Here is a 25,666-nt window from a genome sequence, read left to right as displayed (position 1 = left end):
TTGAAGTAAACTATTTTATGATGATTTTTTTGGTTAGAATTTCTTGTCCGTTGTCATAAACTTTTAAAAGGTAAATTCCTTTAGGAAGTGCTTGAATGTTTGTTTTGATTCCTTTGGATGTTTTAGTAGAAGGACTAGTGATTTTTCGACCATTTATGTCAACTAATTTTATTGAGAGATTTTGATTCGAATTCACTTCTATATTGACCCAGTCTGTAGTAGGATTTGGATAGATCGTGATATTTTGTTTTATTTTTTCTGAAATAGATAAGTTTTCACATTTGTCGAATAAATTTTTGAAGGTGATTTGATTTCCAATCGAAACCATCGTTTTGAAACAAGAATCAGAGAAAGTCAACGCTTCCACTTTATTATTTGCGATATTATCAACATGAGAGACGTCGATTGCAATAACTTTATCATTGTACAATGAAGTGATTTGAGGGAAAACAGTGTGAGCAATAATGATATGTTTTGTCTTAAAATTGGTTAAAATATCATCAACTTGTGTTTGAGAAAGAACTTGATTTGCCATTCCGCGGTACCAGTATAATCCGGAAGCACTACCACCTGTTACAGTAGCACAATTGCCTGTACATGATTCTCCATTCATTTTTTTTCGTCCGTAGTCATTCATTTCATCCAAAGGTAATTTTAGATCAGAAACCTGTGGACTTATGCCTGCGTGTACAAAAGTGTAATCACCTACTTGTTCTATAATGTTTTTGGTTCTGAACCATTTTCCAAACGCTGTATTTGGTTCAAAGAAATCGCCATATGTCTTTTTTAAATAGCTGGCGTTTTCTATATATTTCTTGTTGACATAGCGAAAATCGTATGTCATGGTCATCATATCGTGATTCCCGATGATGTAATGTACTTTTCCTCCTTTTGCTTCAGCTTCGTTTTCTAGTTTATAGATTAACCACAGAACTTCTGTAACATAAGGCCCGCGGTCTACCATATCTCCATTCACAATTAAATGCCCGTTTTCATATGTCCATTCCAAACGATCATTCATCACACCACCGTCAATTAACATTTTTTTGAAAGCTGAAAACTGACCTTCAATATCTGATGTCATAAAGAATTTTGTTGGAGCTTGATATGTTGATAACTCTGTTTGATGTTGTTTTCTTAAAGGAACATCAAATGTCGTAGATGTAGTGGGATCAGTCACTTTAAGAATAACCTTGTCATTTGTTGTATATGTTTCGTTTACAGCACCAGCTTCCGTAATATAAGTCACTGTTATTTGATCGTTATCATAAAATACATAAGGTCCGTCTTTGTGGAAAGGAACAGGAGTTGTGTTATCTTCACTCACAAAACAATCAAACGATACATCTGAGCTTCTTGTATTTTGATTTCTAATTTCGATAGAAATAATATTTTCACCATTTACAAAATTTGAAGAAGAAACGTTGTACTGAAAAAAACTATTTTCTTTGTCGTTCGGTATAAACGTACTTAATTCATACTCATGAGGAATATCTCCGGACTGAGGAAGAAGAGAGCTTCTTAAAATTTCTTTTCCATTGATATGTAAGATCGCTGCATCATCATGAACGATATTAAAAATAACTTCTTCAGGAAGTTTTGTGACATCATCTATTGTAATTTTTTTTCTGAAAAAATAGCGGATATATCCCTTTTGGATCAAAGTGTCTTCATCCCCGTCTCCAAATCCGAAATGACCTTTTCCTTCTTTCCAATTCTTTGTATCATATGTTAAGAGAGTCCACTCTTTTTGTTGATTAGAACCGTCATCTAGGTAAAGCCAGGTAGAACCTTTTTCAAAAAATAATGGGTCATTTGGTGTTGATTGAGCGAGTAAGTTGGTTTTGATTAGGAAAATAAATAGTAATAAGAATAAATGTGTTTTCATGGATATGATTTTTTAGGAGCAAATATATCTTTTAAAGAAGGTTAGGGGATTAACAAAACTTTAAGTAATTATTAAATAATCAATTAAATGAAGACAGCCTAAAAAATCCTGAAAATAGTGAGTAAAAGAATAGCTGAAATTTATTATTTTAGCAATAATTATTAAAAAAACATCTACCTAAATAGAATTGTATGGAAAATCAACATTTATATCAACAAAACCAATTGGTTGCCGAGGCAACAAGCGTAGAAAGGGCAAATTTTTATAAACATACTTACGGTCACGTTGCCGGAGGGGTGTTAGTCTTTGTACTCATAGAATCTTTGATGTTAAAATCAGAAGCATTAGTGAGCTTTATGTTAAGTTTAACTTCTGGATATCTTTGGCTTATTTTACTAGCAGGTTTCATGGGAATTACATGGGTTGCACAAAAAATGGCGTACGGATCGATTTCAAAATCTAAACAATATTTAGGCTACTTTTTATACATAGTTGCAGAAGCTTTAATCTTTGTGCCAATGCTTTACATTGCCTTGTATTATGGCGGAACTTATGTGATAAAACAAGCAGCCGTTGTAACAGGCGGATTATTTGTAGGATTATCAGCTATTGTATTTTTAACAAAAGCAGATTTCTCTATCTTACGAGGAGCATTAACTATAGGATTTTTCTTAGCAATTGGATTGATTATTGCAGGAATGTTATTCGGGTTCGATTTAGGATTATGGTTCTCAGTAGGAATGTGCGCCTTAGCTGGTGGAGCAATTTTGTACAACACTCACCAATTAAAATATGAGTTCGGAACACAACAGTATGTTGCAGCGGCATTGTCGTTATTTGCTTCATTAATGTTATTGTTTTGGTATATTTTGAGAATTTTTATGAGTAGAGATTAATCATGAAGAAACAATAAATTTGTATATTGAACCGTAGCATTTTTGTTGCGGTTTTTTTATTTAAGATACTATGACAGATAAAGAAAAAGAAGACGATAGAATACAATCTCCGTTTCGACCAAAAGATTGGAATGAGATTAGAATAAATGATTCTTGGGCGTTGTTCAAGATTATGGCAGAGTTTGTAAATGGTTACGAAGTAATGTCTAAAATAGGACCTTGCGTGTCTATTTTTGGTTCGGCACGTACTTCTCCAGATCATCCATATTATGCTTTAGCAGAAGATATTGCATACCGATTAACACAGATTGGTTTTGGAGTAATTACTGGTGGAGGTCCTGCAATTATGGAAGCTGCAAACAAAGGAGCGCAAAAGGGTGGAGGAACTTCTGTTGGATTGGGAATTACATTGCCTTTCGAAACAGAATTGAACAAATATATCGACCGCGAGTATGAAATTAATTTCGATTATTTCTTTGCACGAAAAGTAATGTTTGTGAAATATTCACAAGGATTTATTGGAATGCCAGGAGGTTTCGGAACGTTAGACGAATTGTTTGAGTCGATGACATTAGTACAAACGAAGAAAACAGGACGTTTCCCGATTGTGTTAGTCGGAACTGAATATTGGTCAGGTTTGATTGATTGGATCAAAGAAACAGTTTTGAGAGAAGGTTATATTTCTGAGAAAGATTTGGATCTTTTCCGTTTGGTTGATACAGCGGAAGAAGCCGTTGCTCATATCAAAAATTTCTACGAAAAATATAATATTAAGCTTAATTTTTAAGCAACAAAAAAACCTCATCAATTGATGAGGTTTTTTTATATTTTTATGATTGAATTTATTTTAAATCAACTACTTCAAAAACCATATCTTGGTAATCATCAGCTTCATAAAAAATACCAATTTTATTTTTTGATATATTCGTTAAAACGGAATAAGCCGAAGAATTTGGTTCTATAGTTTTGAAAAAATTCCATGTTTTCGCTTGATCTTTACTTACTTTCAATCCCAGGTTTTGACGATCTTTTGAATCATGCAAATTACTAAACACAATATCTCTTCCTAAAACTAATGTCGATGCATTACAAGTAGGATCAATTAATTGTTCTTCCATTTTAGAAACCCACGTTTTTCCTTGATCTTTTGAGATAAATATTTTACGGAAACCAGCATTTTGAATGCGCGCATTTAACATCCAATCTTTGTTCGGAAGTTGTACAATATTTGTTTCGTCAGCTTTTTCTGCAACACTCGAAATTCGTTCCCACGTTTTTCCATGATCTTTACTTCCGAATACGTAAACACCGTCTTTCAATCGAACCAATGTATTCAAAATCCAACCTTCTTTTGTGTATGCGCCACGACCAGAAGTAATGAATTTAAAATCTTTTTTCCATTCCGTTGGCGTAATTTGGTCTGTAATATCAACAGGTTTTGACCACGTTTCTCCATTATCAGCACTTTTTACAAAATGTAATCGAAATTCATTTTTCGCAATTTTATGATTCATGTAATTGTAAAAAAGATAAATTTCTTTTGTCTTTTCATCCAAAACCATCGATACATCAGAAGCAGATTCTTGATCTGGAAAATCGACAACTCGCTTGATTGTTGACCATGTTTTTCCTTTGTCATCACTTGTCCTAATCACAATATTGATATCAGGATTGTAAAGCAAATCGCCACAATTTGGAACACGCTCGTCGATTGCCGCAATCAATGTTCCTTTTGCTGATGTAATGATACTCGGAATGCGATAACATTTGACATCCGATTGATTTTTGCTTGTAAATAAAACTTGTTTGTTGGTTTGGGCAAATCCTAGCGTATAAGCGAAGGAAAAAATGGTAAGTAGAATTTTCTTTTTTGTCATGGTGTGTAAATTAACCGACAAGTTATTGATTTTTCAACGATTTGAGAAAATGAAAAAGCCATTAAAATTTGTTTTAATGGCTTTTTTGAAAAATTAATTTTTAATCAGCTTCGCAGACGATTTTCGATTTTTAGCTTCAATGTCAAGAATGTAAATACCTTTTGGTAATTCTTTGATGTTAAATTGATGTATCGCTGAAAATTTTCCTGAAAACTCTTTGATCAGTTTTCCTGTTAAATCATAGATTTTTACTTTTTCTGAATTAATATTTAATGAAAAAGAGGAAGAAACTGGATTTGGAGTTACAGAGATTTTTTCTGAATTAACCTCAATATTATCTGTTGATAAATTTGCTTTTGCATTCCCGAAAATTCTAAATTCACCTGGATTTAGATTAACTGTAAATGATGAATTTGTATTGGTGACATTCAGCGTTGTTTCGTCCATCAAATTGTACCAATTTCCTGTAAATGGAAAAAGTGGCGCAATTGCTTGAGTGCTTGTTGTGAAGTTTGCAATAACAATTACCTCATATAAATCAGACGACGATAATAAATTATTTGTAATCTGAATACGCGGTTTTAAATCTCCAGATGTAATTGTATAATTATCAGTTTCGAAAACTTTGTTGTTTAATTTAAGACCAATAATTTTTGACCAAACTTCATAAACAGATTTTCTATCGGCATTTGTTAAGTAACCAATTTCGCTTGGAATAGGTTTTGGATTGGTGCGACATCCGTCATTATTTGTTCCATCTTCGCAATGATTTATCGAGTAATCATATCCTAATTCTCCGAATTGCCACAACATTTTAGGACCAGGAATTGTAAATAAAACTGCACCAAGAGCTTTTTGTCTTTCCAAAGAAGTTTTTAAATCTTTTATATTATAAGTTCCTGATGATGCACCATATTGTAAATTCTTGTACATCATTCTTTCTTCATCATGACTTTCTGCATAGGCAACCAAATGTTTTTTCGTAAAACCTTTTACAGTATGCTTCAACCAATCAAAGTTACTATCCGAAGCATATCCCATTGTATTTTGATTAAAATTATTAGTCGCTTTACCCCAAAGCATAATTCCTTTACCTTCGTTAATGCGATAATTCGCCCATTCTGTTTCCTCTTGTGCTGAACCATTATTTCCTAAATGCTCAAAAATGATGTAGGAATTCGGATCAATTGTCCATTGCATATCTGCATATTTTTTTAAAATTGCTACACGATCAGCTTGATATCCGTTTGTACAAGTTTCATCAGAAGGTGTACAATTTTGTGTAAATCCTTTTGTTAAATCCCATCTAAATCCATCAATTTTAAACTCTTCAATCCAATGTTTTAATGTACGTTGTACATAATTTTGAGTTGGTGTTAATTGATGATTTAAATCGTATCCAACATTGTAACTATGTTTTGCAGTTTGATTAACATAAGGATTTATAGCAGTTGGTTCTCCAAAACCATCATTGTCGGGATCATTCATCCACATTCTAACCAACGGAGATCGACCATAAACATGATTTAAAGCAACATCTAAAATGATTGAAATTCCATTTTGATGACACAAATCGATGAATTCTTTCATTTTATCTGCTGGTCCATAAGCTTTATCCAAAGCAAGATGATAAGCTGTATTATAACCCCAAGAAATATTTCCTTCAAACTCCATTACGGGCATAACTTCGATTGCGTTAATGTTTAATTTTTTGAAATAATCAAAATCATCAATTAAAGATTGCCATGTTTTTGTCGAATTGAAATCACGAATTAATAATTCGTAAATCATCAAATTCTCTTTATTTGGGCGATTGAAATTTGAAACTTTCCAATTGTATTTTGCTTGATTTGTTTGTAAAACCGAAACTTCAAATTGTTGTCCAGTAGGATATACAGGCATATTTGGGTAAGTTGCTGCGGTAATATACGGATCATCATAAGGCGATAAAACTAAAGTCGAATAAGGATCTGCAGTTTTGATTCCATCACTTGTTCGATATTGAAACGTATAGATTTCACTTGCTTTAAGATTAGATAATTCAATCCAATATAAATCCTTGTTAGTTGTATCTCGATTCATCACATATTGATCAGAAAGTTGCCAATTATTGAAACTTCCGATTACATGAATAAACTCTTTTTGTGGAGCGTATAAAACCAAATATGCTTTTGTAAAATCATTAGCCAAATAATTAATTCCTTCATGTAAATTAGATGGAATGGCTACATCTTTAACCGTTGGTTTGATATTAATTGTAAAAGATTTGCTTATTGTTTGACCATTAAAAGTTGCATTTAATGTATAATTCTGATTTTGTGAAATGGTATAATTTTTATCAAATGAATTACTATCATTTACTTGATCAAAAGCATTTCCGTTACGCTCTAATGTCCAATTCACATGAATTGTACTTGTTGCTTGGATATTAAAACTAGAACCGCTATTCACATTGGTTGTGCTGTTTTCTAGCGGATGAATTAGATTAACTTGCAAAGCACCAACATTGATAAAAATATCTGATGAGGTTTGTTGATTACCTTCTGCGTTTCTTACCACAAAAGCCATTTTAGTTATAGTTTTGTTTGGCTCTACATTGTAAAAACTTGTGATAGAAGGTGTGATTTCTAATTTATAAACATTACCAGATTGATGAATAAATTGAGGTTGAGAAGAATTATCTCCCCAAGAACCAATCACATTTTGCCAATCTTGTCCATCAACAGTTACACCCGTATGAGCATAAAGATTTCCTTGGTAATTTTCTAGTGGAGTTCCTGTTTTGTCAAAATACAAAGTGACCGATTTGTCTGCTTCTGGCGGACTAGGATCTGAAGTGATTTGCGCATCGATCTTTAAGAAAGAAAGGCAAATCAACATGAAAGTTAAATAAAATGTTTTCATATTATTGCGATTTTTGAATTATTAGATTAGATAAAAAAAGCTGTTAAAACATACAAGTATGTTTGTAACAGCTCTATTTTTAAATGAGGAATTTCTTTATTGTTTTACAAAAGAATAAGTTTCTTTACTGAAGTTTGCTGTTACAATGTAAGTCCCAGCTTCAGTAACTTTGATGTTGTCGCCACCTGATTTTAAAACTCCAGGAGTTCCAGAATCACCATAGTTTACATCCCAAGATTTATTTTGTCTGAATTTAAATTCACCAACTTTTAATTCTATAGTAGCTATCCAAGAATCTATTGTGCCATCGTAATTTAGAGCAGTGTCAGCATCCCAACCAAGCGGTGTTGCATCACCAATAACTCCCCAAGTGAAAGCTTCTATTTTGAAAGTTGAATCACTTTGATTAAAAGTTACTTTATATCTTCCGATATTTGGAATTTTAATATTATTTCCACCAGCGTCTAAACTTCCAGATACTGTTCCGTCAGATGCAGTTGTTGGGTTGTTACTTCCAAAGTTTACATCCCAAGATCCGTTTTGTCTGAATTTAATTTCTGCGTTAGCTTCTTCAACATTAATATAAGCAACTAAAACATTAGTTTCTTCACTTTTCCAGAAAGGAATATCTTGATTATCTGCCCAATTCGTAATAGAACCTACAACACCCCAATTCGTAGATAAATCTGTAGGATATGCTGTGATTGTGATTGTTTTTACAGCAGAAACTAGTGGTTGAGATTGTTGTGTACCTAATTCTGATTTTACACGATAAATATAATCTTGCTCCACATTTGGTTCAACACCAAGATCAATTACTTTATTATTAAAGTCTTTAAATGATATTTGAAACTCTGTTGTTGTAGAATTACCTATTAGAACTGTTGCATTAGCAAAGTTACTATCGTCTTTTGTTGTAAATTCTAAAGAATATTTTGGGACAACATCAAGTCCATATTCTGCTTTGTTCCAAGAGAAAGTAATAATTGAATCTTGATGCTCCTCTGTTAAAATAAATTGCGCATTATCGTTTGGTGTTACCAATTCTGGCGCTTGATAATCTGATGGATTTACAGTTAGTAAATCATCATCTTCTGAACAGCTTGTAATGGCAATACTACCAATTAAAGCAATTGAGATATATTTTAAAAAATTTTTCATTAGTAACCAGGATTTTGAGTTAAATTCGGATTAATTGCAATGATATTGATAGGAATTGGGAAAAGTTTTCTAATGTCAGAAACAGAAGTCCCGTTAGCTACACCTCCTTTAAATGGCCAGTTGTAACCTGTTGTAAATTTATTGAAACGGATTAAATCTGTTCTTCTTGTTCCTTCCCAATACAATTCGCGCGCACGTTCATCTAAAATAAAATCTAGGTTTAATTGTGCGTTTGTGATGTTACCAGAAGTGTTACCATAAGCTCTTGTACGCAATGCGTTAATGTAATTAAGAGCTGTAGCACGATCGCCCCCACCACCGCGAAGAACTGCTTCTGCATAATTTAGATAAATTTCTGCAAGTCTTATTACAGGAACATCGGTATCTACAAATTCACCTGTTGAGTCATTACCATTATTCCCATTAGATTTTTTATTTTTAAATTTTGTTACGGCATAACCATCACTAAATCTACTAACTTCTGCAATATCATATGTTTGACCATCTGTATAAAACATAGCACGTTTATCTGTCCAAGCTATAGGATTACCATTAGAATCATTTTGTGATGACTGAAATTTCTCAACCAAAGCGCTTGTAGTACGAGGACCTCCCCAACCACCATTTACACCATAATCTGCTGGTTGCATAGAACCACCGATAGCAGCTTTTACCAAATAAGTAGAACCACCATAAGTTCTAGAATTATTTCCGTCAAAATTTAATACAAAAATAGCTTCGTTTTGAGCACCATTAGTATCGTTATCTGCTAAAAATAATTCGTCATACGCAGTTCCATTTTCATTGGCATCCGTGGTGTTTAACGAGTATCCTGATTCGATTGCTAAGTTAGAATAGGTGATAGATTCTGAATATTTAGCTACGTCTATCCAAGACTCTGCATTTAGATACAAACGAGAAAGTAATGCGTAAGCTGCAACTTTATCTACACGTCCGTATTCATTACTTCTAGGATTTGCAAGCGTATTTTGTATGTCAATAAGTTCTGATTCTACAAAATTAAAAATCTCTTGACGATTACTTTGTGTAGGTAAAGTGTTGTTAATTTCAGTTACTAAAGGAACATTAGCAAAAAGATCCATTAGATTATAATATGCATAGGCACGAATAAATCGAGCTTCTGCAATGAATTGACTTACCTCTTCATTATTTTCTGCTAGTGGAGTAGCATTGGTGATGAATGAGTTTGAAAAAGATACAGTTTGAGCTAAACGGTAATACATCCCTTCTATGAAACTGTTATTAGATCCCCAACTTAGCGCATGCATGTTTGGTAAACCAGCATCACCCCAGCCAACTAAAGACTCATCTGTTGTAATAACATTTAATGTAAATAAAGATCTTGTAAATTGTGAAGCACCTTCGTCTACACCAGAAATATCAGGATCATCAGAAGGTCCTTTTTGACCTGTAAGTGCTAATGTTGCATAAACTTTTGCTAAAGCAAATTTAGCTTGTGTGGCATCAGCAAATACATCATTTTCTGTGATGATGTCTGGATCGTTTGGCATTAAATCTAAATCATCGTGACAAGATGTTATAGAGAAAGCTAATGCCGCTGCAATTATATATTTTGATATTTTTATTTTTTTCATGACTTTTTGATTAGAATTTAACATTTAAACCGAATACAAATGTTCTAGGTCTTGGATAGAAATTATTATCAATACCGCCAAACATTTCAGGATCTAACCCATCATAATTTGTAAATACAGCTACGTTTTGTACCGCACCGTATAAACGTACATCTAATCCTTTAATCGCTTGATTTAGATTATATCCGACAGTTATATTATCTATACGGAAGAATGATGCGTCTTGTACGTAATAATCACTCATTAAGTTTGAATCTGTAATTTCTACGAATCCTGCATTGTAAAAATCAGTATGAACATTAGATAAATAATTTTGTCCATTACCAGTCGCTTTTCTACTATAACCTTTTGCAGAAGCAACATTGTTATAAGCATAGTTACCTAAGTTTGCTCGAGCGCTAGCAGATAAATCTAGATTTTTGTAACGGAAAAACAAATTGAATCCCATGGTAACATCTGCGTATGGGTTTTTATGTATGTAACGATCTTTGTCGTTGATGATACCATCACCATTCAAATCTTCGTAAGCACCTTCGATAGGTTTACCGTTAACATCGTAAATTTGTTTGTAAACATAGAAACTGTATGGAGCATAACCTTCTCTATGGATTTGTATATTATTACCTGTACCACCGTCAATTCCACCAACATAATTATCATTAGAAAGATTGGTAATTTTGTTGTCGTTAAAAGCAATATTATAACCTAGTGTGAAATCTATATCATTTGATTTTACAAGATCAGCATTGATGTTAAACTCAATACCTTTGTTCTCCATATCTCCAATGTTTTTGTTCATCATATTACCGAAATTGGTAAAAGGATCGATGTAAACATTAGCAATTAAATCTTTTGTTTTCTTTTGATAAAGATCTACAGAACCATAAACTTTATTTTTGAATAAAGAATAATCAATACCTAAATTAATTGTTTCTGCAATTTCCCATTTTAAATCTTTACTTACAGTAGATGGTCTATAGGTTTGATAAAAAGTACTACCAAACTGGTAATATGCTGTAGATTGTGAAACATTGTAACGTGTCATGTATAAAAAGCTTCCTAATCCATTTACATTACCAACTTGTCCAAAACCAGCGCGTAATTTCAAGTCATTTACTGTAGAAGATCCTTTTAGGAAATCTTCATTAGAAATGTTCCAAGCAAGTGCAACTGAAGGGAAATAACCCCATTGATTGTCTTTGATGAATTTAGAAGAAGCATCTGCACGTAAAGTACCCGTTAAAATGTAACGGTTATCGTAGTTGTAATTAAAACGTCCGAAATATGATAATAAAGTGAAATGATCTCTATCTATGAATTCATAATCTAATCCTTGCTCAAATAATTCACTGTCGTATGTATGAGAATATGTATTGAAGTATTGATATCCATAACCTGCAACAACATTCAAATTATGTAAACCGAAGTCTTTATTGAAAGTTAAATAAGCATCAAATAATTTGTTATAGTTTTGATTATCATATCTGTAATAAGAACCATCCCATGTTAAAGATGAGCTTGGCATGTTCTGAGAAACAACATTTCTTCCGTTTGCATTAGATATATCATAACCAACATTTACTGTAGCAGTTACAGAAGGTAAAAAATGCAACTTATAATCAACCTTTGCATTACCTACAAAACGTCTAACTTCTGATGTATCGTCTTGCTCATTTAATAATGCGACAGGATTTGTAGGAGCTAAATTATGTTTAACATTACCATCCATCCAAGTGTGATAACCACCAAAAAATGGTGCGCCAGAATAAATAGGTTGTGTAGGGTCATATTCTAAAGCAGCGCCAATAGCACCTCTATTAGCGAATTTATTTTCGATATAAGAACCTCTAGCATTTAACTCAATCTTTAAATGATCATCAAAAAATGATGGATTTAAGGACATAGAAGCAGTAGTTCTATTTATGTTATCACCACTTAAAATTCCATCCTGATTTGTATTTGATAAAGAGAAACGTGAAGGCATTTTACCACCAATATTTCCCATAGCACTTAAATTGTGATCAAAACCAACTGCATTTTTATAAATTTCTTTTTGCCAATTAGTGTTTGCATTACCCAATCTAGCTACTTCTGTTGAAGAACCAACTTGATTAACTAATGCTCTGAATTGATCCGCATTCATCATATCTACATAGTTAGATGGAGTATAGACAGAAGTTGTAGCGTTATAATTATAAGTAAATTTTTGTCCTTTACCTTTTTTTGTTGTTACTAAAACAACTCCATTTGCAGCACGAGAACCATAGATAGCTGTTGCTGAAGCATCTTTCAGAATCGTCATCGATTCGATGTCATTTGGATTTAAGAAATCTAAAGGATTTCGAGAACCTCCAATTACACCATCTGCTAATGGAACACCATCTACAACATACAATGGTTGTGATGTTAAAGATAATGAGCTGTTACCACGGATGATAATATTTTGTCCATCACCAGGAGCTCCACCTGCCGACGTAACAACAACACCTGCTATTTTACCTGTGATTAATTCTTGTGCAGAAGTAATCGATCCTTTATTAAAATCATCTTCACCAATCTTATTTACAGCACCTGTAACATCAGATTTTTTTGCAGTACCATAACCAATAACAACAACTTCATCTAATTGATTAGTTGTTGGTTTAGCTAAACTGAAGTTTAAACTTCCTTCACCATTATAAGTGAATTCTTGATCATCAAATCCTAAATAAGATACAATGATAATATCTCCGTTACTAGCTTCTATACTAAATTTCCCGTTTTCATCACTCGAAACACTTTCTCCTGTTGTTTCGTTCATGATGTCTGCACCAGCCAAAATACTATTATTTGTTGCGTCTGTAACGTTACCGTTTACAATATTTTGCGCACTCAAAATTGCTGGTGTAGAAAGGATTAAAGCAAGAAGAGATTGTTTTAAAATCCTCATATATTTTTTGTTTTGTTTCGTTAATTATTAATTTATATTTTTACTTCTCATTACCAAATATAAGTTGTTTAATTGATTGATTGTGTATGTAATACACTAACTAGTTAAACGAAAACGTTTTCGTGTTAATAAATAATTAAATTAATTGTTATAGCATGTTAATTTTTAATAAAAAAGACGGAAATTAGTAGAATAAGATTGATGGTTAAGGTAGAAAGAAGATTATGAAAAAGAATTTGACATTAAAACAGATTGCAAAAGAGTTAGATGTTTCGATATCAACGGTTTCTAAGGCGTTGAAAAATAGCGAAGAGATTAGTGCTGCAACGAAACAAAAGATTCAAGCATTTGCAAAATTATACAACTACAAACCGAATAATATAGCATTAAGTCTAAAGAATCGTAAAACGAAAACCATTGCCGTGATTATTCCCGAAATCGTTCACGATTTTTTTGCGATGGTAATTAGTGGAATCGAAAATTTAGCCAATCAATATGGTTATAATGTCTTAATATGTTTGTCAAATGAATCGTACGAACGTGAAGTGATTAATATGGAGATGCTTGCAGCGGGTAGTATAGACGGATTTGTGATTTCTCTTTCGAAAGAAACTCAAGCCAAAAAAGATTATCATCATATCAAAGAAATCATCAACCAAGGAATGCCAGTTGTGATGTTCGACCGTGTAACGCGTGAGGTTTATACTGATAAAGTGATTATTGATGATGTACTTGCGACACAAGAAGCAATTCAGTATTTTATAAGTAAAGAACGCAAGAAAATCGGTTTTATCACAACGCCAGATTATATAAGTGTTGGACGCTTAAGAACCGAAGGATATAAAAGAACATTAGAAGCGAATGGAATTGCAGTTGACGAAAACTTGATTTTGCGTGTAGAAGACGAGAGTCAGTTGGACACTATGATTGATGAGTTTTTCGAAAAAAATAAATTTGACGCAGTAATGGCAGTAAATGAATTATATGCCGTAAAAGTGTTGAGAGCAGCACTGAAAAAAGGAATCAAAGTGCCAGAAGAATTACATTTAATAGCTTTTACAGATGGTGTAATTTCCAAGAACTCAATTCCAAGCATTTCTACAGTCAAACAAAATGCATTCAAAATGGGTGAGATTGCAGCGCGTTTATTGATTCAAAAATTAGAGTCAGAAAACGAGCATGAGCATTACATTACCGAAGTTGTCGGAACAGAATTATTACACAGAGAAACTACAACGATTTAGTAAGTTTTTTTTGGTTAAATAATTGTTACAGTTGCAATAATCCCAAAAAAAAGTTTTAACATTGTAAACAAATCAAAACATATTTTTACTTCTCAAATTACAAAAATATAGTTTTGATAAGCATAAAACGCTTATCGTAAAATACATAAAAAAATTACGATAATGAGAAAGCGTAGATTAGGATTTCTTGAAATCTGGAATTTAAGTTTCGGATATCTAGGAGTTCAAATGGGTTTCGCCTTGCAAAACGCAAATGCGAGCCGTATTCTAAGTTCATTTGGTGCCGATGTGCACGAATTGTCTTGGTTTTGGATTGTTGCACCGCTAATGGGATTGATTGTTCAACCTATTATTGGTCATTATTCAGATAATACTTGGTCTAAATTTGGACGAAGAAAACCATACTTTTTAGTAGGAGCTTTATTGGCTTCTTTCGGATTAATCTTAATGCCACAAGCAGGTGCATTTACGGCATTGATGCCTGCATTATGGATGGGTGCTGGATTCTTGATGATAATGGATGCTTCATTCAATATCGCGATGGAACCGATGCGTGCATTTGTAGCAGATATGTTGCCTTCGGATCAACGTACATTAGGATATTCAATTCAAACTGTAATTATTGGTTTAGGAGCTGTTGTCGGTTCGTGGTTGCCTTATATTTTGAGCAACTGGTTTGGTGTTTCAAGTATTGCAGCGGAAGGAGAAGTTCCGTTTCACTTAATTTTATCATTCATTATTGGAGCAATTGCAATTATTGTAACCGTTTTAATTACCATTTTTACAACAAAAGAATATTCGCCAGAAGAATTAGACGCTTTCGAAAAAGCAGAAGGTAGAGAACCAATTGTTGAAGAAAAAGCAAGCTTAACACAGATTTTTACCGATTTTGGGAATATGCCAAAAACGATGAAACAATTAGGCTTGGTGCAATTTTTTACGTGGTTTGCATTATTCGGAATGTGGGTATTCGCTACACCAGCAATCGCTCATCATGTGTACGGTTTGTCTTTGAGTGATACACATTCAGAAACATATCAAAAAGCAGGAGATTGGGTTGGAATTATCTTCGGTGTTTACAACGGAATTTCTGCAATTTTCGCCTTCTTTTTACCTGCAATCGCCTTAAAATTTGGTCGAAAAACAACACACGCTATTTCATTAATTTGTGGAGGATTAGGATTAATTTCAATCTATTTTATTCACGATCCAAAATTATTAATCCTTTCCATGATCGGAGTAGGAATTGCTTGGGCAAGTATCTTATCGATGCCTTATGCAATTTTAGCAGGAGCAATTCCAGCTAAAAAAATGGGTGTTTACATGGGGATTTTTAATTTCTTCATTTGTATGCCTCAAATCATTAACGCTCTTTTGGGCGGTCCAATTGTAAAATATTTATATCACGATAATCCAATCTACGCCATTGTTACCAGCGGTGTTGCGCTAATTATTGCAGCACTTTTTGTAACGCGCGTAAAAGATGTGGATGAACCAATCAAAGCATAATCATTTTGAAAACTAAAGTATTTATTTTTGATTTAGATGGTGTCATCGTTGACACTGCAAAGTACCATTATTTAGCATGGAAAAAATTAGCGAATAATCTAAATATCGATTTTACGCATGAACATAACGAATTATTGAAAGGTGTTTCTCGTGTGCGATCATTAGAAATTATTCTCGGATTGGGAAATGTTGAAGCTTCTGATGAGCAGAAAAACGAATGGTTAGTTCAGAAGAACAAAGAATATTTAGAATACATCGATAAGATGGACGATTCTGAAATTTTACCAGGTGTAATGGACGTTTTAAACTTTCTAAAAGAAAACAATCAACCAATTATTTTGGGATCGGCTTCTAAAAATGCGCGTCCAATTTTGGAGAAAGTTAATATTTTAAACTACTTCGATGATATCGTGGACGGAAACGATGTTTCTAACGCAAAACCAGATCCAGAAGTTTTTATCGTTGGAGCGAAAAAAGCAAATCAAACAAACGAAAATTCAATTGTATTTGAAGATTCTGTTGCAGGAATTGAAGCTGCAAATGTTGCAGGAATGACAAGCATCGGAATTGGAGAAGCTTCGGTTTTGAATGAAGCAAAATACAACTTTAATAATTTTACTGAAATCTCAACAGATTTCTTGGTCGAATTAATCAATCAATAATTATACAAACTACATACAACAAACAAAATGAATCAAGATTATATCATCCCGAATGCGTGGTCAATTATCGAAGAAGGGTTTGAAAAAGATCGTGTAAAATCGTCTGAAAGTTTATTTTCTATAGGAAATGGAGCAATGGGACAACGTGCTAATTTCGAAGAATTTTATTCAGGTGATACATTTCAAGGAAGCTATATTGCCGGCGTTTATTATCCTGACAAGACAAAAGTGGGATGGTGGAAAAACGGTTATCCAGAATATTTTGCAAAAGTATTAAATGCGCCAGTTTGGATTGGAATTGACATCGAAATTAACGGTGAAAAATTTGATTTAAACACTTGTAAAGAAGTTAAAAATTTCCGTCGCGAATTGAATATGAAAGAAGGTTTATTGGATCGTTCATTTATTGCGATTTTACCTTCAGGATTAGAAATTGAGGTTTTTGTTCGACGTTTTCTTTCTGCTGATTTAGATGAATTAGGAGCAATTAAATATGACATCAAACCAATCAATGATGATGCGAAAATTGTCTTCAAACCTTATGTTGATGCAGCTGTAAAGAACGAAGATGCGAACTGGGAAGAGATTTTTTGGGAACCAATTTTTTCTGAAATTAAAGGTGAACAAGGTTTTGTACAAGCGCGTACGTTCAAAACTCATTTTGAAGTCGTAACATTTATGCAGAATAAAATCTTGGTAAATGGAAGTTATCAACAAAATACACCAACAAGTGATGTTAAAACTGAAACAAAAGTAGAATTTACATATGAAGTTGAGGTAAAAGCGAATGATACCGCGACAATTGAGAAATTTGGAGGTTATGTAGTTTCGACAAATCATCCTAAAAATGAATTAATTAACGCTGCCGAAAATGTATTATCTCAAGCAAATGAACAAGGTTATGAACAATTGTTAATAAACCAAAAAGAAGCTTGGGCAAAGATTTGGGAAATGGCTGATATCACGATAGAAGGTGATACGAAAGCGCAACAAGGTATTCGTTTTAATATTTTTCAATTAAATCAAACGTATTCTGGAAAAGATGCACGTTTAAATATCGGTCCAAAAGGCTTTACGGGAGAGAAATATGGAGGTTCTACATATTGGGATACAGAAGCATATTGTTTGCCATTTTATATGGTGACAAAAAATCAAGAAGTTGCGCGAAACTTATTAATGTACCGTTTTAATCAATTGGATAAAGCAATTGAAAATGGTGAGAAATTAGGTTTCAACAAAGGTGCAGCTTTGTATCCGATGGTTACGATGAATGGTGAAGAATGCCACAATGAATGGGAAATTACATTCGAGGAAATTCACCGAAATGGAGCGATTGCATTTGCGATTTACAATTACGTTCGTTTTACGGGAGATCAAACGTATATTCCAGAAGCTGGTTTAGAGGTTTTATTAGGAATTGCGCGTTTTTGGAAACAGCGTGTAAATTGGTCAAACGACAAAAAACAATATGTGATGTTAGGTGTTACAGGTCCTAACGAATACGAAAATAACGTTAACAACAATTTCCATTCAAATTATTGTGCACAATGGTGTATGAATTATTTGTTGGAACAAGTTGAAAACGTCAAAACAAATTATCCAGAGGATTTCGCTCGTATCGCTGCAAAAAGAAGTATTACTGATGCAGAATTAGCAGAGATGAAAGAAGTTGCGGCGAATATTTATTTTCCATTCAGTGAAGAATTAGGAATCTATTTACAGCAAGATGGTTTCTTGGATAAAGATTTAACACCTGTTTCTGAATTACCAAAAGAAGAACGTCCAATTAACCAAAAATGGTCATGGGATAGAATTTTACGTTCGGCTTATATCAAACAAGCAGATGTTTTACAATCGTTCTATTATTTTGAAGATCAATTTTCGAAGGAACAATTAGAAAAACATTTTGATTTCTACGAACCATTAACGGTTCACGAATCATCATTATCGCCTTGTGTTCACTCTATTCAAGCGGCAACGTTGGGGAGAATGGAGCAAGCATATACATTTTATTTGAGAACTTCTCGTTTAGATTTAGACGATTATAACAAAGAAGTTCACGAAGGATTACACATCACATCTATGGCTGGAACTTGGATGTCGATTGTAGAAGGATTTGGTGGAATGCGTGTGAAAAACGATCAATTGTATTTTGAGCCGCGTTTACCAGAACAATGGGAAGGTTTTTCGTTCAAAGTCAATTTCCGTCATCAAATCCTAAAAGTTATTGTAAATAAAGGAGAAACAACATTTGAATTGGAAGGAACAGAACCATTAGAGGTTTATGTTTTCGACCAGAAAGTAGTTGTTCAGCCTTCGATTTAATAAAGGGAATCTAATACCTTGAAGGCTTCGGTTTTCAGGGTATTTTTATTTAGAATAGATGTTTTAAGTTCTAAGTTTATTCTGAAAACGTATTTTAAAAAAGTCATCCTGAATTCATTTCAGGATCGCATGAAGTAGAGAATGAAAAGCTGAAACAAGTTCAGCTGGACAGAGAATTAAAAAGATTCTTCGATAAACTTAGAATGACAATTTCATTAATGTAGTAAAGTAAATGTCATTCCGCAGAATGGAGGAATCTAAAAAACAAAACACATGAAAAAAATACTATTATTATCATCTTTCCTATCAACATTTGCTTTTGCACAGATTCAAAAAGTAGAGCCAATGTTTTGGTGGAAAGGAATGAAAAATCCAGAAGTTCAAATTCTGGTTTATGGAAAAGATATTAGTAAATACAATATTGAATTATCGGATAATGTAAAAATTCAAAATTTACAGAAAACTGAAAATCCAAATTATGTTTTTGTAACGATTAATACGAATGAAGTAAACAAATCATCATTCAAAATTAACATCAAAAACAAAAATAAAATCGTTGATTCGTATACATACGAGTTAAAAGATCGTCAACCAAATTCAGCGAATCGTTCATCGTTTTCATCAAAAGATGTGGTGTATTTAATTATGCCGGATCGTTTCGCCAATGGAGATGAAAGCAATGATTCGAAAAAAGAATTGCGTGAGAAAGTTAATCGTCAATTGCCAGGTGGTCGTCACGGAGGAGATTTACGAGGAATTATCAACAACTTAGATTATATCCAAAATTTAGGAGCCACTGCAGTTTGGTTAACTCCAGTAAACGAAGACAATGAAAAAGAATATTCGTATCACGGGTATGCTCAAACCGATTTATATAAAATTGATGGTCGTTACGGGACAAACGAAGAATACCGTGAATTGTCTCAGAAATTGAATCAACGTGGAATGTATTTGATTCAAGATTATGTCACGAATCACTGGGGAATCTCACATTGGATGATTCAGGATTTACCTTCAAAAGATTGGATCCATACATTTCCAGAAGGAGAAAATGGATTCCGTCGTTCGAATTATAGAACAACAACCCAATTTGATCCTAATGCTTCAGAGATTGATAAAATAGGCGCATTAAATGGTTGGTTCGATACGACGATGCCAGACATCAATCAAGCAAATCCATTAGTATTAAAGTACATCACTCAAAATGCCATTTGGTGGATAGAATATGCCGAATTAGGAGGTTTACGTGTAGATACATATCCTTACAATAACAAAGAAGGAATGGCAACTTGGGTAAAAGCAATTACAGATGAATATCCCAATCTAAATGTAGTAGGAGAGGCGTGGATGCATTCGCCAGCTCATGTATCGTATTGGCAAAAAGATTCGAAAATCGGTGAAATGGCGGGGTACAATTCGAATTTACCAGCGGTGATGGATTTTTCGTTGTATGCAAATATGACGAAAGCTTTTCAGGAAGAAGAATCGTGGGATAAAGGTTTGGTGAAAATCTACGAATCATTCACGAATGATTTCTTATATCCAGACATCAATAATTTATTGGTCTTTTTTGAAAATCACGATACCGAACGTTGGAACGAAATCTACAAAGGAGATATTAAGCCGTATCAACTAGCAACGACTTTAATCGGAACGGTTCGCGGAATTCCTCAAGTATATTACGGGTCTGAAATTGGGATGCGAGGAGATAAAAGTAAAGGTGATGCAGCAATTCGACAAGATTTTCCTGGAGGTTGGAAGTCAGATAAACAATCGGCTTTTACAAATGAAGGAAGAACTTCGGAGCAAAAAACGTTTCACGATTTTACAGCAAAACTTTTCAATTGGCGAAAAAATAAAGAAGTTATTCATTCAGGAAAAACAAAACATTACATGCCACAAAATAATGTTTACGTTTATTTTAGATACAATGAAAACGAATCTGTAATGATTATTTTGAATGCAAATCCAGAAAAACAAACGTTCAAATTAGATCGTTTTGCAGAATCATTAAACGGATTTACTTCTGGAAAAGATATTATTTCGGACAAAGTTTTACCAATCAATACAAACGGAGAAATCACAATTGATGGTAAATCTTCGATGATTATTGAACTTGGAAAGTAGTAGGTTTCACGTTTATTCTGAAAACGTATTATAAAAAATGGCATTAAATATATGACGTAAATAAAATTTAAAAAGTGAAGAGTAAAAATGATTTAATGAGCGATAGCGAATTTTTAAATCATTCTCGAAACGGTTTAAATTTTTAGTCAAATAGATTTACCGCCTTGACTTTTTTGATTCGTTTTTGTGTCAAGACAAAAATGAATGAAATATAAAAGTCATCCTGAATTCATTTCAGGATCACATAAAGTAGAGAATGAGAAGCTGAAACAAGTTCAGCTTGACAAGAAATTTATTGCTTTACGCATTAGGCGTAAAGCATAAAACAGACAATAAAACAAAAACAAGAAATATGAAAAACTTTAAGTTTATACTGGGGTTAGGAATCGCGATGATGAATATGGTTTATGGACAAGAATTGAAATCTCCAAACGGAAATTTTGTAATGGATTTTTCGTTGTCTAAAGATGGAAAACCTACTTATCAGTTAAAATACAAAGGAAAAGATGTGGTTAAACCAAGTCATTTAGGATTTGAGTTTAAAACGAAGCATAAAGAAATGGATTTTGCAGTGCAAGATCGAGTAGAAGATGAGCGTGCAAAAGACATTGCAAACTTCTTATCAGGTTTCAAAATTATTGATACTAAAACATCAACTTTTGATGAAACTTGGAAACCGGTTTGGGGAGAAGTAGACAAAATCAGAAATAATTTCAACGAATTAGCGGTGACGGTTTCTCAACCAAATACAGATAGACAAATGATTATTCGTTTTCGTTTGTTTAATGAAGGATTAGGTTTCCGTTACGAATTCCCAGAACAAAAGAATTTGAAATATTTTGTGATCAAAGAAGAGCATTCACAATTCGCAATGGCAGGAGATCATACTGCTTTTTGGATTCCTGGTGATTACGATACGCAAGAATACGATTACACAGAATCTAAATTATCAGAAATTAGAGGATTATTTGATAAAGCTTATATTGGAAATGCATCTCAACAAGCTTTCTCAAAAACAGGAGTACAAACATCTTTGATGATGAAAGCAACAAATGGACTTTACATCAATTTACACGAAGCAGCGTTGATTAATTATCCTGCAATGAGTTTGAATTTAGATGATAAAACATTAACGTTTGAATCTTGGTTGACTCCTGATGCTTTGGGTGATAAAGGTTATTTACAAGCGCCTTTCAATACGCCTTGGCGTACTATTATTGCGAGTGATGATGCACGAGAAGTTGCTTTCAAAGGTCCGCAATTGGTTTATAATTTGAATGAACCTTCAAAAATTAAAGATACTTCTTGGATCAAACCTGTAAAATACGTTGGTGTTTGGTGGGAAATGATTACAGGAAAAAGCTCTTGGGCATATACAGATGATTTTCCGACAGTACAATTAGGTGTAACCGATTATAAAAATGCGAAGCCAAACGGAAAACATGGAGCAAATAACGAACATGTAAAAGAATACATCGATTTTGCTGCAGAAAACGGATTTGATGCTGTTTTAGTTGAAGGTTGGAACGAAGGTTGGGAAGATTGGTTCGGTAATCACAAAGACTATGTGTTCGATTTTGTAACACCTTATCCAGATTTTGATGTGAAAATGTTAAATGCTTATGCAAAATCTAAAGGTGTAAAAATTATGATGCATCACGAAACGTCTGGATCAATTCGTAATTACGAAAGACATTTGGATAAAGCATATAAATTCATGAACGATAATGGTTATACATCAGTAAAAAGTGGATATGTTGGTGATATTGTTCCTCGTGGAGATTATCATTACAGCCAAAATACAATTAATCATTATCAATATGCAATCGAAAAAGCGGCTGATTATAAAATAATGGTTAATGCACACGAAGCGGTTCGTCCTACAGGAGTTGCGCGTACATGGCCAAATTTAATCGGAAACGAATCTGCGCGTGGAACAGAATACCAAGCTTTCGGTGGTTCTAAACCAAATCACGTAACGGTTTTACCTTTCACGCGTCTTTTAGGTGGACCAATGGATTACACGCCTGGTATTTTCGAAATGGATGTGAAAAAATTAAATCCAAACAATCATTCTCACGTTAATTCTACGATTGCAAATCAGTTGGCTTTATACGTGACAATGTATTCTCCTTTACAAATGGCTGCTGATATTATCGAGCATTACAAACAATTTTCTGATGCATTTCAATTCATCAAAGATGTACCTGTAGATTGGCAAGATTCTAACTATTTGGAAGCTGAACCAGGAAGATATTTAACAATTGCGCGTAAAGACAAAAATTCGAATAATTGGTTTGTTGGAAATGTAAATGGAGAAACACCGCGTTCAACGAAAATTAAATTAGATTTCTTAGATAAAGGAAAAAAATACGAAGCGAAAATCTATGCTGATGCAAAAGATGCGCATTACAAAACAAATCCTCAAGCCTATAAAATCGAAACAAAAAAGGTTGATTCAAAATCTGTGTTAGATTTAACATCTCAAGCTGGAGGAGGTTTTGCAATTAGTATCAAAGAAATCAAATAAGCTCTATTTTATATGTTCCAAGTTTATTCTGAAAACGTATTTAAAAATGGCATTAAATCTATGACGTAAATAAAATTTAATAAGTGAAGAGTAAAAATGATTTAATGAGCGCTAGCGAATTTTTAAATCATTCTCGAAACGGCTTAAATTTTTAGTCAAATAGATTTACCGCCTTGACTTTTTTGATTCGTTTTTGTGTCAAGACAAAAATGAATATGATTGTAGAAAGTCATCCTGAATTCATTTCATGATGACATAAAGTAGAATGAAAAGCTGAAATTAATTCAGTTTCTTATTAAATCATAAAAACATAATTATGAAAAAAATACTTTTCACGTTAGGAATAGCTTCATTGTTTTTAAGCTCTTGTTCAAAAACAACAACACAAGCTACGCAAACAAATCATTCAGAAAAACAACCTTTTGTTTGGAATGGCGCAAATATTTATTTTTTGTTGACCGATCGTTTCGAGAATGGAGATAAAAAGAATGATGTCAACTATGGAAGAACTGCTGAAACGTCTAAATTAAGAGGTTTTGAAGGAGGAGATTTTCGTGGAGTAATCAATAAAATAGAAGATAATTATTTTTCAGATTTAGGAGTTAATGCGATTTGGATGACACCGATTGTGGAGCAAATTCACGGTTTTGTAGACGAAGGACAAGGAAAAACATATGGATTTCACGGTTATTGGACAAAAGATTGGACGTCGATTGATAAAAACTGGGGAACTGAAAAAGAGTTACAGGAATTAGTAGACAAAGCACATGCGAAAGGCATTCGTATTATGTTGGACGCGGTGATTAATCACACAGGTCCAGTTACAAATTCGGATGGTGTTTTTCCTGCTGATTGGGTTCGTATTTCTCCACAATGTACCTATGAGTCTTACAAAACGACGATTGAATGTACGTTGGTAAAAAATCTTCCAGACATTTTAACGGAATCAGAAAATGATGTGATGTTGCCTCCGCAATTGTTAGCAAAATGGTCGCAAGAAGGTCGTTTAGACAAAGAAGTTGCTGAATTGAATGCTTTTTTCGCGAAATATAATCTTCCAAAAGCACCGAAATATTATATCATGAAATGGCTTTCAGACTATATTCGTAAGTACGGAATTGATGGTTATCGTGTCGATACGGTGAAACATACGGAAGAAAATGTTTGGAAGAAATTCGAAGAAATTTGTCAAGATGCGTTTGCTGAATATAAAGCGAATAATCCTATAAAAGTATTGGATCAAAATAAGTTTTTCTTGTTAGGAGAAGTTTATGGATATTCGATTAATGATGGTCAGCAATATAATTTTCCTGATAAAACGGTTAATTATTTCGAGAATGGATTTGATGCGTTAATCAATTTCGATTTGCGTTCAACTCAAAAAGAATCTAATCAAACTGTTTTTGATCGATACAATGATATTCTTCAAAAGAAGATGAAAGGAAAGTCTGTGATGAGCTACATTACCTCGCACGATGACGGTTCGCCTTTTGATAAAAATCGTCAAAATCCTTGGGATGCAGGAACTCGATTGTTATTGGCGCCAGGGATTTCGCAAATTTATTATGGAGACGAAACGGCTCGTCCGTTAGAGATTGAAGGTGTTGATGGAGATGCAAATCTTCGTTCGAATATGAACTGGGAAGATATTAAACCAAATTCAGAAACGGAATCATTATTGAATCATTACCAAAAATTAGGACAATTTAGACGAAATCATCCAGCGGTTGGAGCAGGAAATCAAACAGATTTGCAAAATTCTCCGTATATTTTTACAAGAAAATATAAGACAGACGAAGTGGTGATTGGATTGGAAATGCCAATTGGAAAAAAAACAATTAATGTAAGTTCTGTTTGGAAAGATGGTACCAAAGTTCGCGATGCTTATTCAGGTTTTTCTGGAAAAGTTGTGAACGGAAATTTAGAATTGAATACGACTTCTGATATTGTATTATTGGAAAAAGTGAATTAATTTTTTGAGAAGTAATAGAAGAAAAA

At 33.3% G+C, this 25,666-nt stretch carries 15 protein-coding genes; 9 read left to right on the top strand and 6 right to left on the bottom strand.

Annotation, left to right across the window (positions count from 1 at the left end; all coding sequences use genetic code 11):
• Positions 1 to 10: 10 nt before the first annotated feature.
• A complete protein-coding gene (locus B3R94_RS06725) occupies positions 11 to 1,888 on the bottom strand; it encodes a T9SS type A sorting domain-containing protein (RefSeq protein ID WP_291072624.1) in 1,878 nt (625 codons plus the stop codon).
• Positions 1,889 to 2,079: 191 nt separating this feature from the next.
• Here B3R94_RS06725 and B3R94_RS06720 point away from each other — a divergent pair, with 191 nt between their 5' ends.
• Entirely contained in the window at positions 2,080 to 2,784 is a 705-nt protein-coding gene (locus B3R94_RS06720; protein ID WP_280049881.1) for a Bax inhibitor-1/YccA family protein, read from the top strand.
• Between the two features lie 70 nt (positions 2,785 to 2,854).
• The gene (locus B3R94_RS06715; protein ID WP_114998816.1) at positions 2,855 to 3,571 is read left to right on the top strand and encodes a TIGR00730 family Rossman fold protein; all 717 of its coding nucleotides are present in this window, start codon (positions 2,855 to 2,857) and stop codon (positions 3,569 to 3,571) included.
• Between the two features lie 55 nt (positions 3,572 to 3,626).
• Here B3R94_RS06715 and B3R94_RS06710 read toward each other — a convergent pair whose 3' ends face one another.
• From B3R94_RS06710 to B3R94_RS06690, 5 genes are all read right to left on the bottom strand, one after another.
• Positions 3,627 to 4,661, bottom strand: a complete 1,035-nt coding sequence (locus tag B3R94_RS06710; protein ID WP_291099532.1) for a sialidase family protein — start codon at positions 4,659 to 4,661, stop codon at positions 3,627 to 3,629.
• A gap of 93 nt (positions 4,662 to 4,754) precedes the next feature.
• Positions 4,755 to 7,565 carry an alpha-amylase family glycosyl hydrolase gene (locus B3R94_RS06705; RefSeq protein ID WP_291099529.1) on the bottom strand — a complete coding sequence of 937 codons (2,811 nt, stop codon included), beginning with the start codon at positions 7,563 to 7,565 and terminating at the stop codon, positions 4,755 to 4,757.
• A gap of 96 nt (positions 7,566 to 7,661) precedes the next feature.
• Positions 7,662 to 8,726: a SusE domain-containing protein gene (locus B3R94_RS06700; RefSeq protein ID WP_280049883.1), complete on the bottom strand. Its 1,065-nt coding sequence runs from the start codon at positions 8,724 to 8,726 to the stop codon at positions 7,662 to 7,664.
• Positions 8,726 to 10,342 (bottom strand): RagB/SusD family nutrient uptake outer membrane protein, encoded by a 1,617-nt coding sequence (locus B3R94_RS06695; protein ID WP_291099526.1) that lies wholly within the window; start codon positions 10,340 to 10,342, stop codon positions 8,726 to 8,728. Before B3R94_RS06695 ends, B3R94_RS06700 begins: the two co-directional genes overlap by 1 nt.
• 10 nt (positions 10,343 to 10,352) lie before the next feature.
• Positions 10,353 to 13,271 (bottom strand): SusC/RagA family TonB-linked outer membrane protein, encoded by a 2,919-nt coding sequence (locus tag B3R94_RS06690; protein ID WP_291099523.1) that lies wholly within the window; start codon positions 13,269 to 13,271, stop codon positions 10,353 to 10,355.
• A 224-nt stretch (positions 13,272 to 13,495) separates the two neighbouring features.
• Here B3R94_RS06690 and B3R94_RS06685 point away from each other — a divergent pair, with 224 nt between their 5' ends.
• The 7 genes from B3R94_RS06685 to B3R94_RS06655 all read left to right on the top strand — a co-directional run bounded on the left by B3R94_RS06685 (position 13,496) and on the right by B3R94_RS06655 (position 25,640).
• Entirely contained in the window at positions 13,496 to 14,515 is a 1,020-nt protein-coding gene (locus B3R94_RS06685) for a LacI family DNA-binding transcriptional regulator (protein WP_125349451.1), read from the top strand.
• Positions 14,516 to 14,677: 162 nt separating this feature from the next.
• Entirely contained in the window at positions 14,678 to 16,024 is a 1,347-nt protein-coding gene (locus B3R94_RS06680; protein ID WP_291099519.1) for an MFS transporter, read from the top strand.
• A gap of 5 nt (positions 16,025 to 16,029) precedes the next feature.
• Complete coding sequence (gene pgmB / locus B3R94_RS06675) at positions 16,030 to 16,686, top strand: beta-phosphoglucomutase (protein ID WP_280035343.1); 657 nt, start codon at positions 16,030 to 16,032, stop codon at positions 16,684 to 16,686.
• Between the two features lie 27 nt (positions 16,687 to 16,713).
• Entirely contained in the window at positions 16,714 to 19,011 is a 2,298-nt protein-coding gene (locus B3R94_RS06670) for a glycoside hydrolase family 65 protein (RefSeq protein ID WP_291099516.1), read from the top strand.
• A gap of 273 nt (positions 19,012 to 19,284) precedes the next feature.
• Positions 19,285 to 21,138: a glycoside hydrolase family 13 protein gene (locus B3R94_RS06665; protein ID WP_291099513.1), complete on the top strand. Its 1,854-nt coding sequence runs from the start codon at positions 19,285 to 19,287 to the stop codon at positions 21,136 to 21,138.
• Positions 21,139 to 21,490: 352 nt separating this feature from the next.
• The gene (locus tag B3R94_RS06660) at positions 21,491 to 23,668 is read left to right on the top strand and encodes a glycoside hydrolase family 97 protein (protein WP_280050763.1); all 2,178 of its coding nucleotides are present in this window, start codon (positions 21,491 to 21,493) and stop codon (positions 23,666 to 23,668) included.
• Positions 23,669 to 23,984: 316 nt separating this feature from the next.
• A complete protein-coding gene (locus B3R94_RS06655) occupies positions 23,985 to 25,640 on the top strand; it encodes an alpha-amylase family glycosyl hydrolase (protein WP_291099509.1) in 1,656 nt (551 codons plus the stop codon).
• The last annotated feature ends 26 nt before the right edge of the window (positions 25,641 to 25,666 follow it).

Source organism: Empedobacter sp. UBA7611 (assembly GCF_002484365.1).
GTDB lineage: Bacteria > Bacteroidota > Bacteroidia > Flavobacteriales > Weeksellaceae > Empedobacter > Empedobacter falsenii_B.
This window is presented reverse-complemented; position numbering and strand designations above follow the sequence as displayed.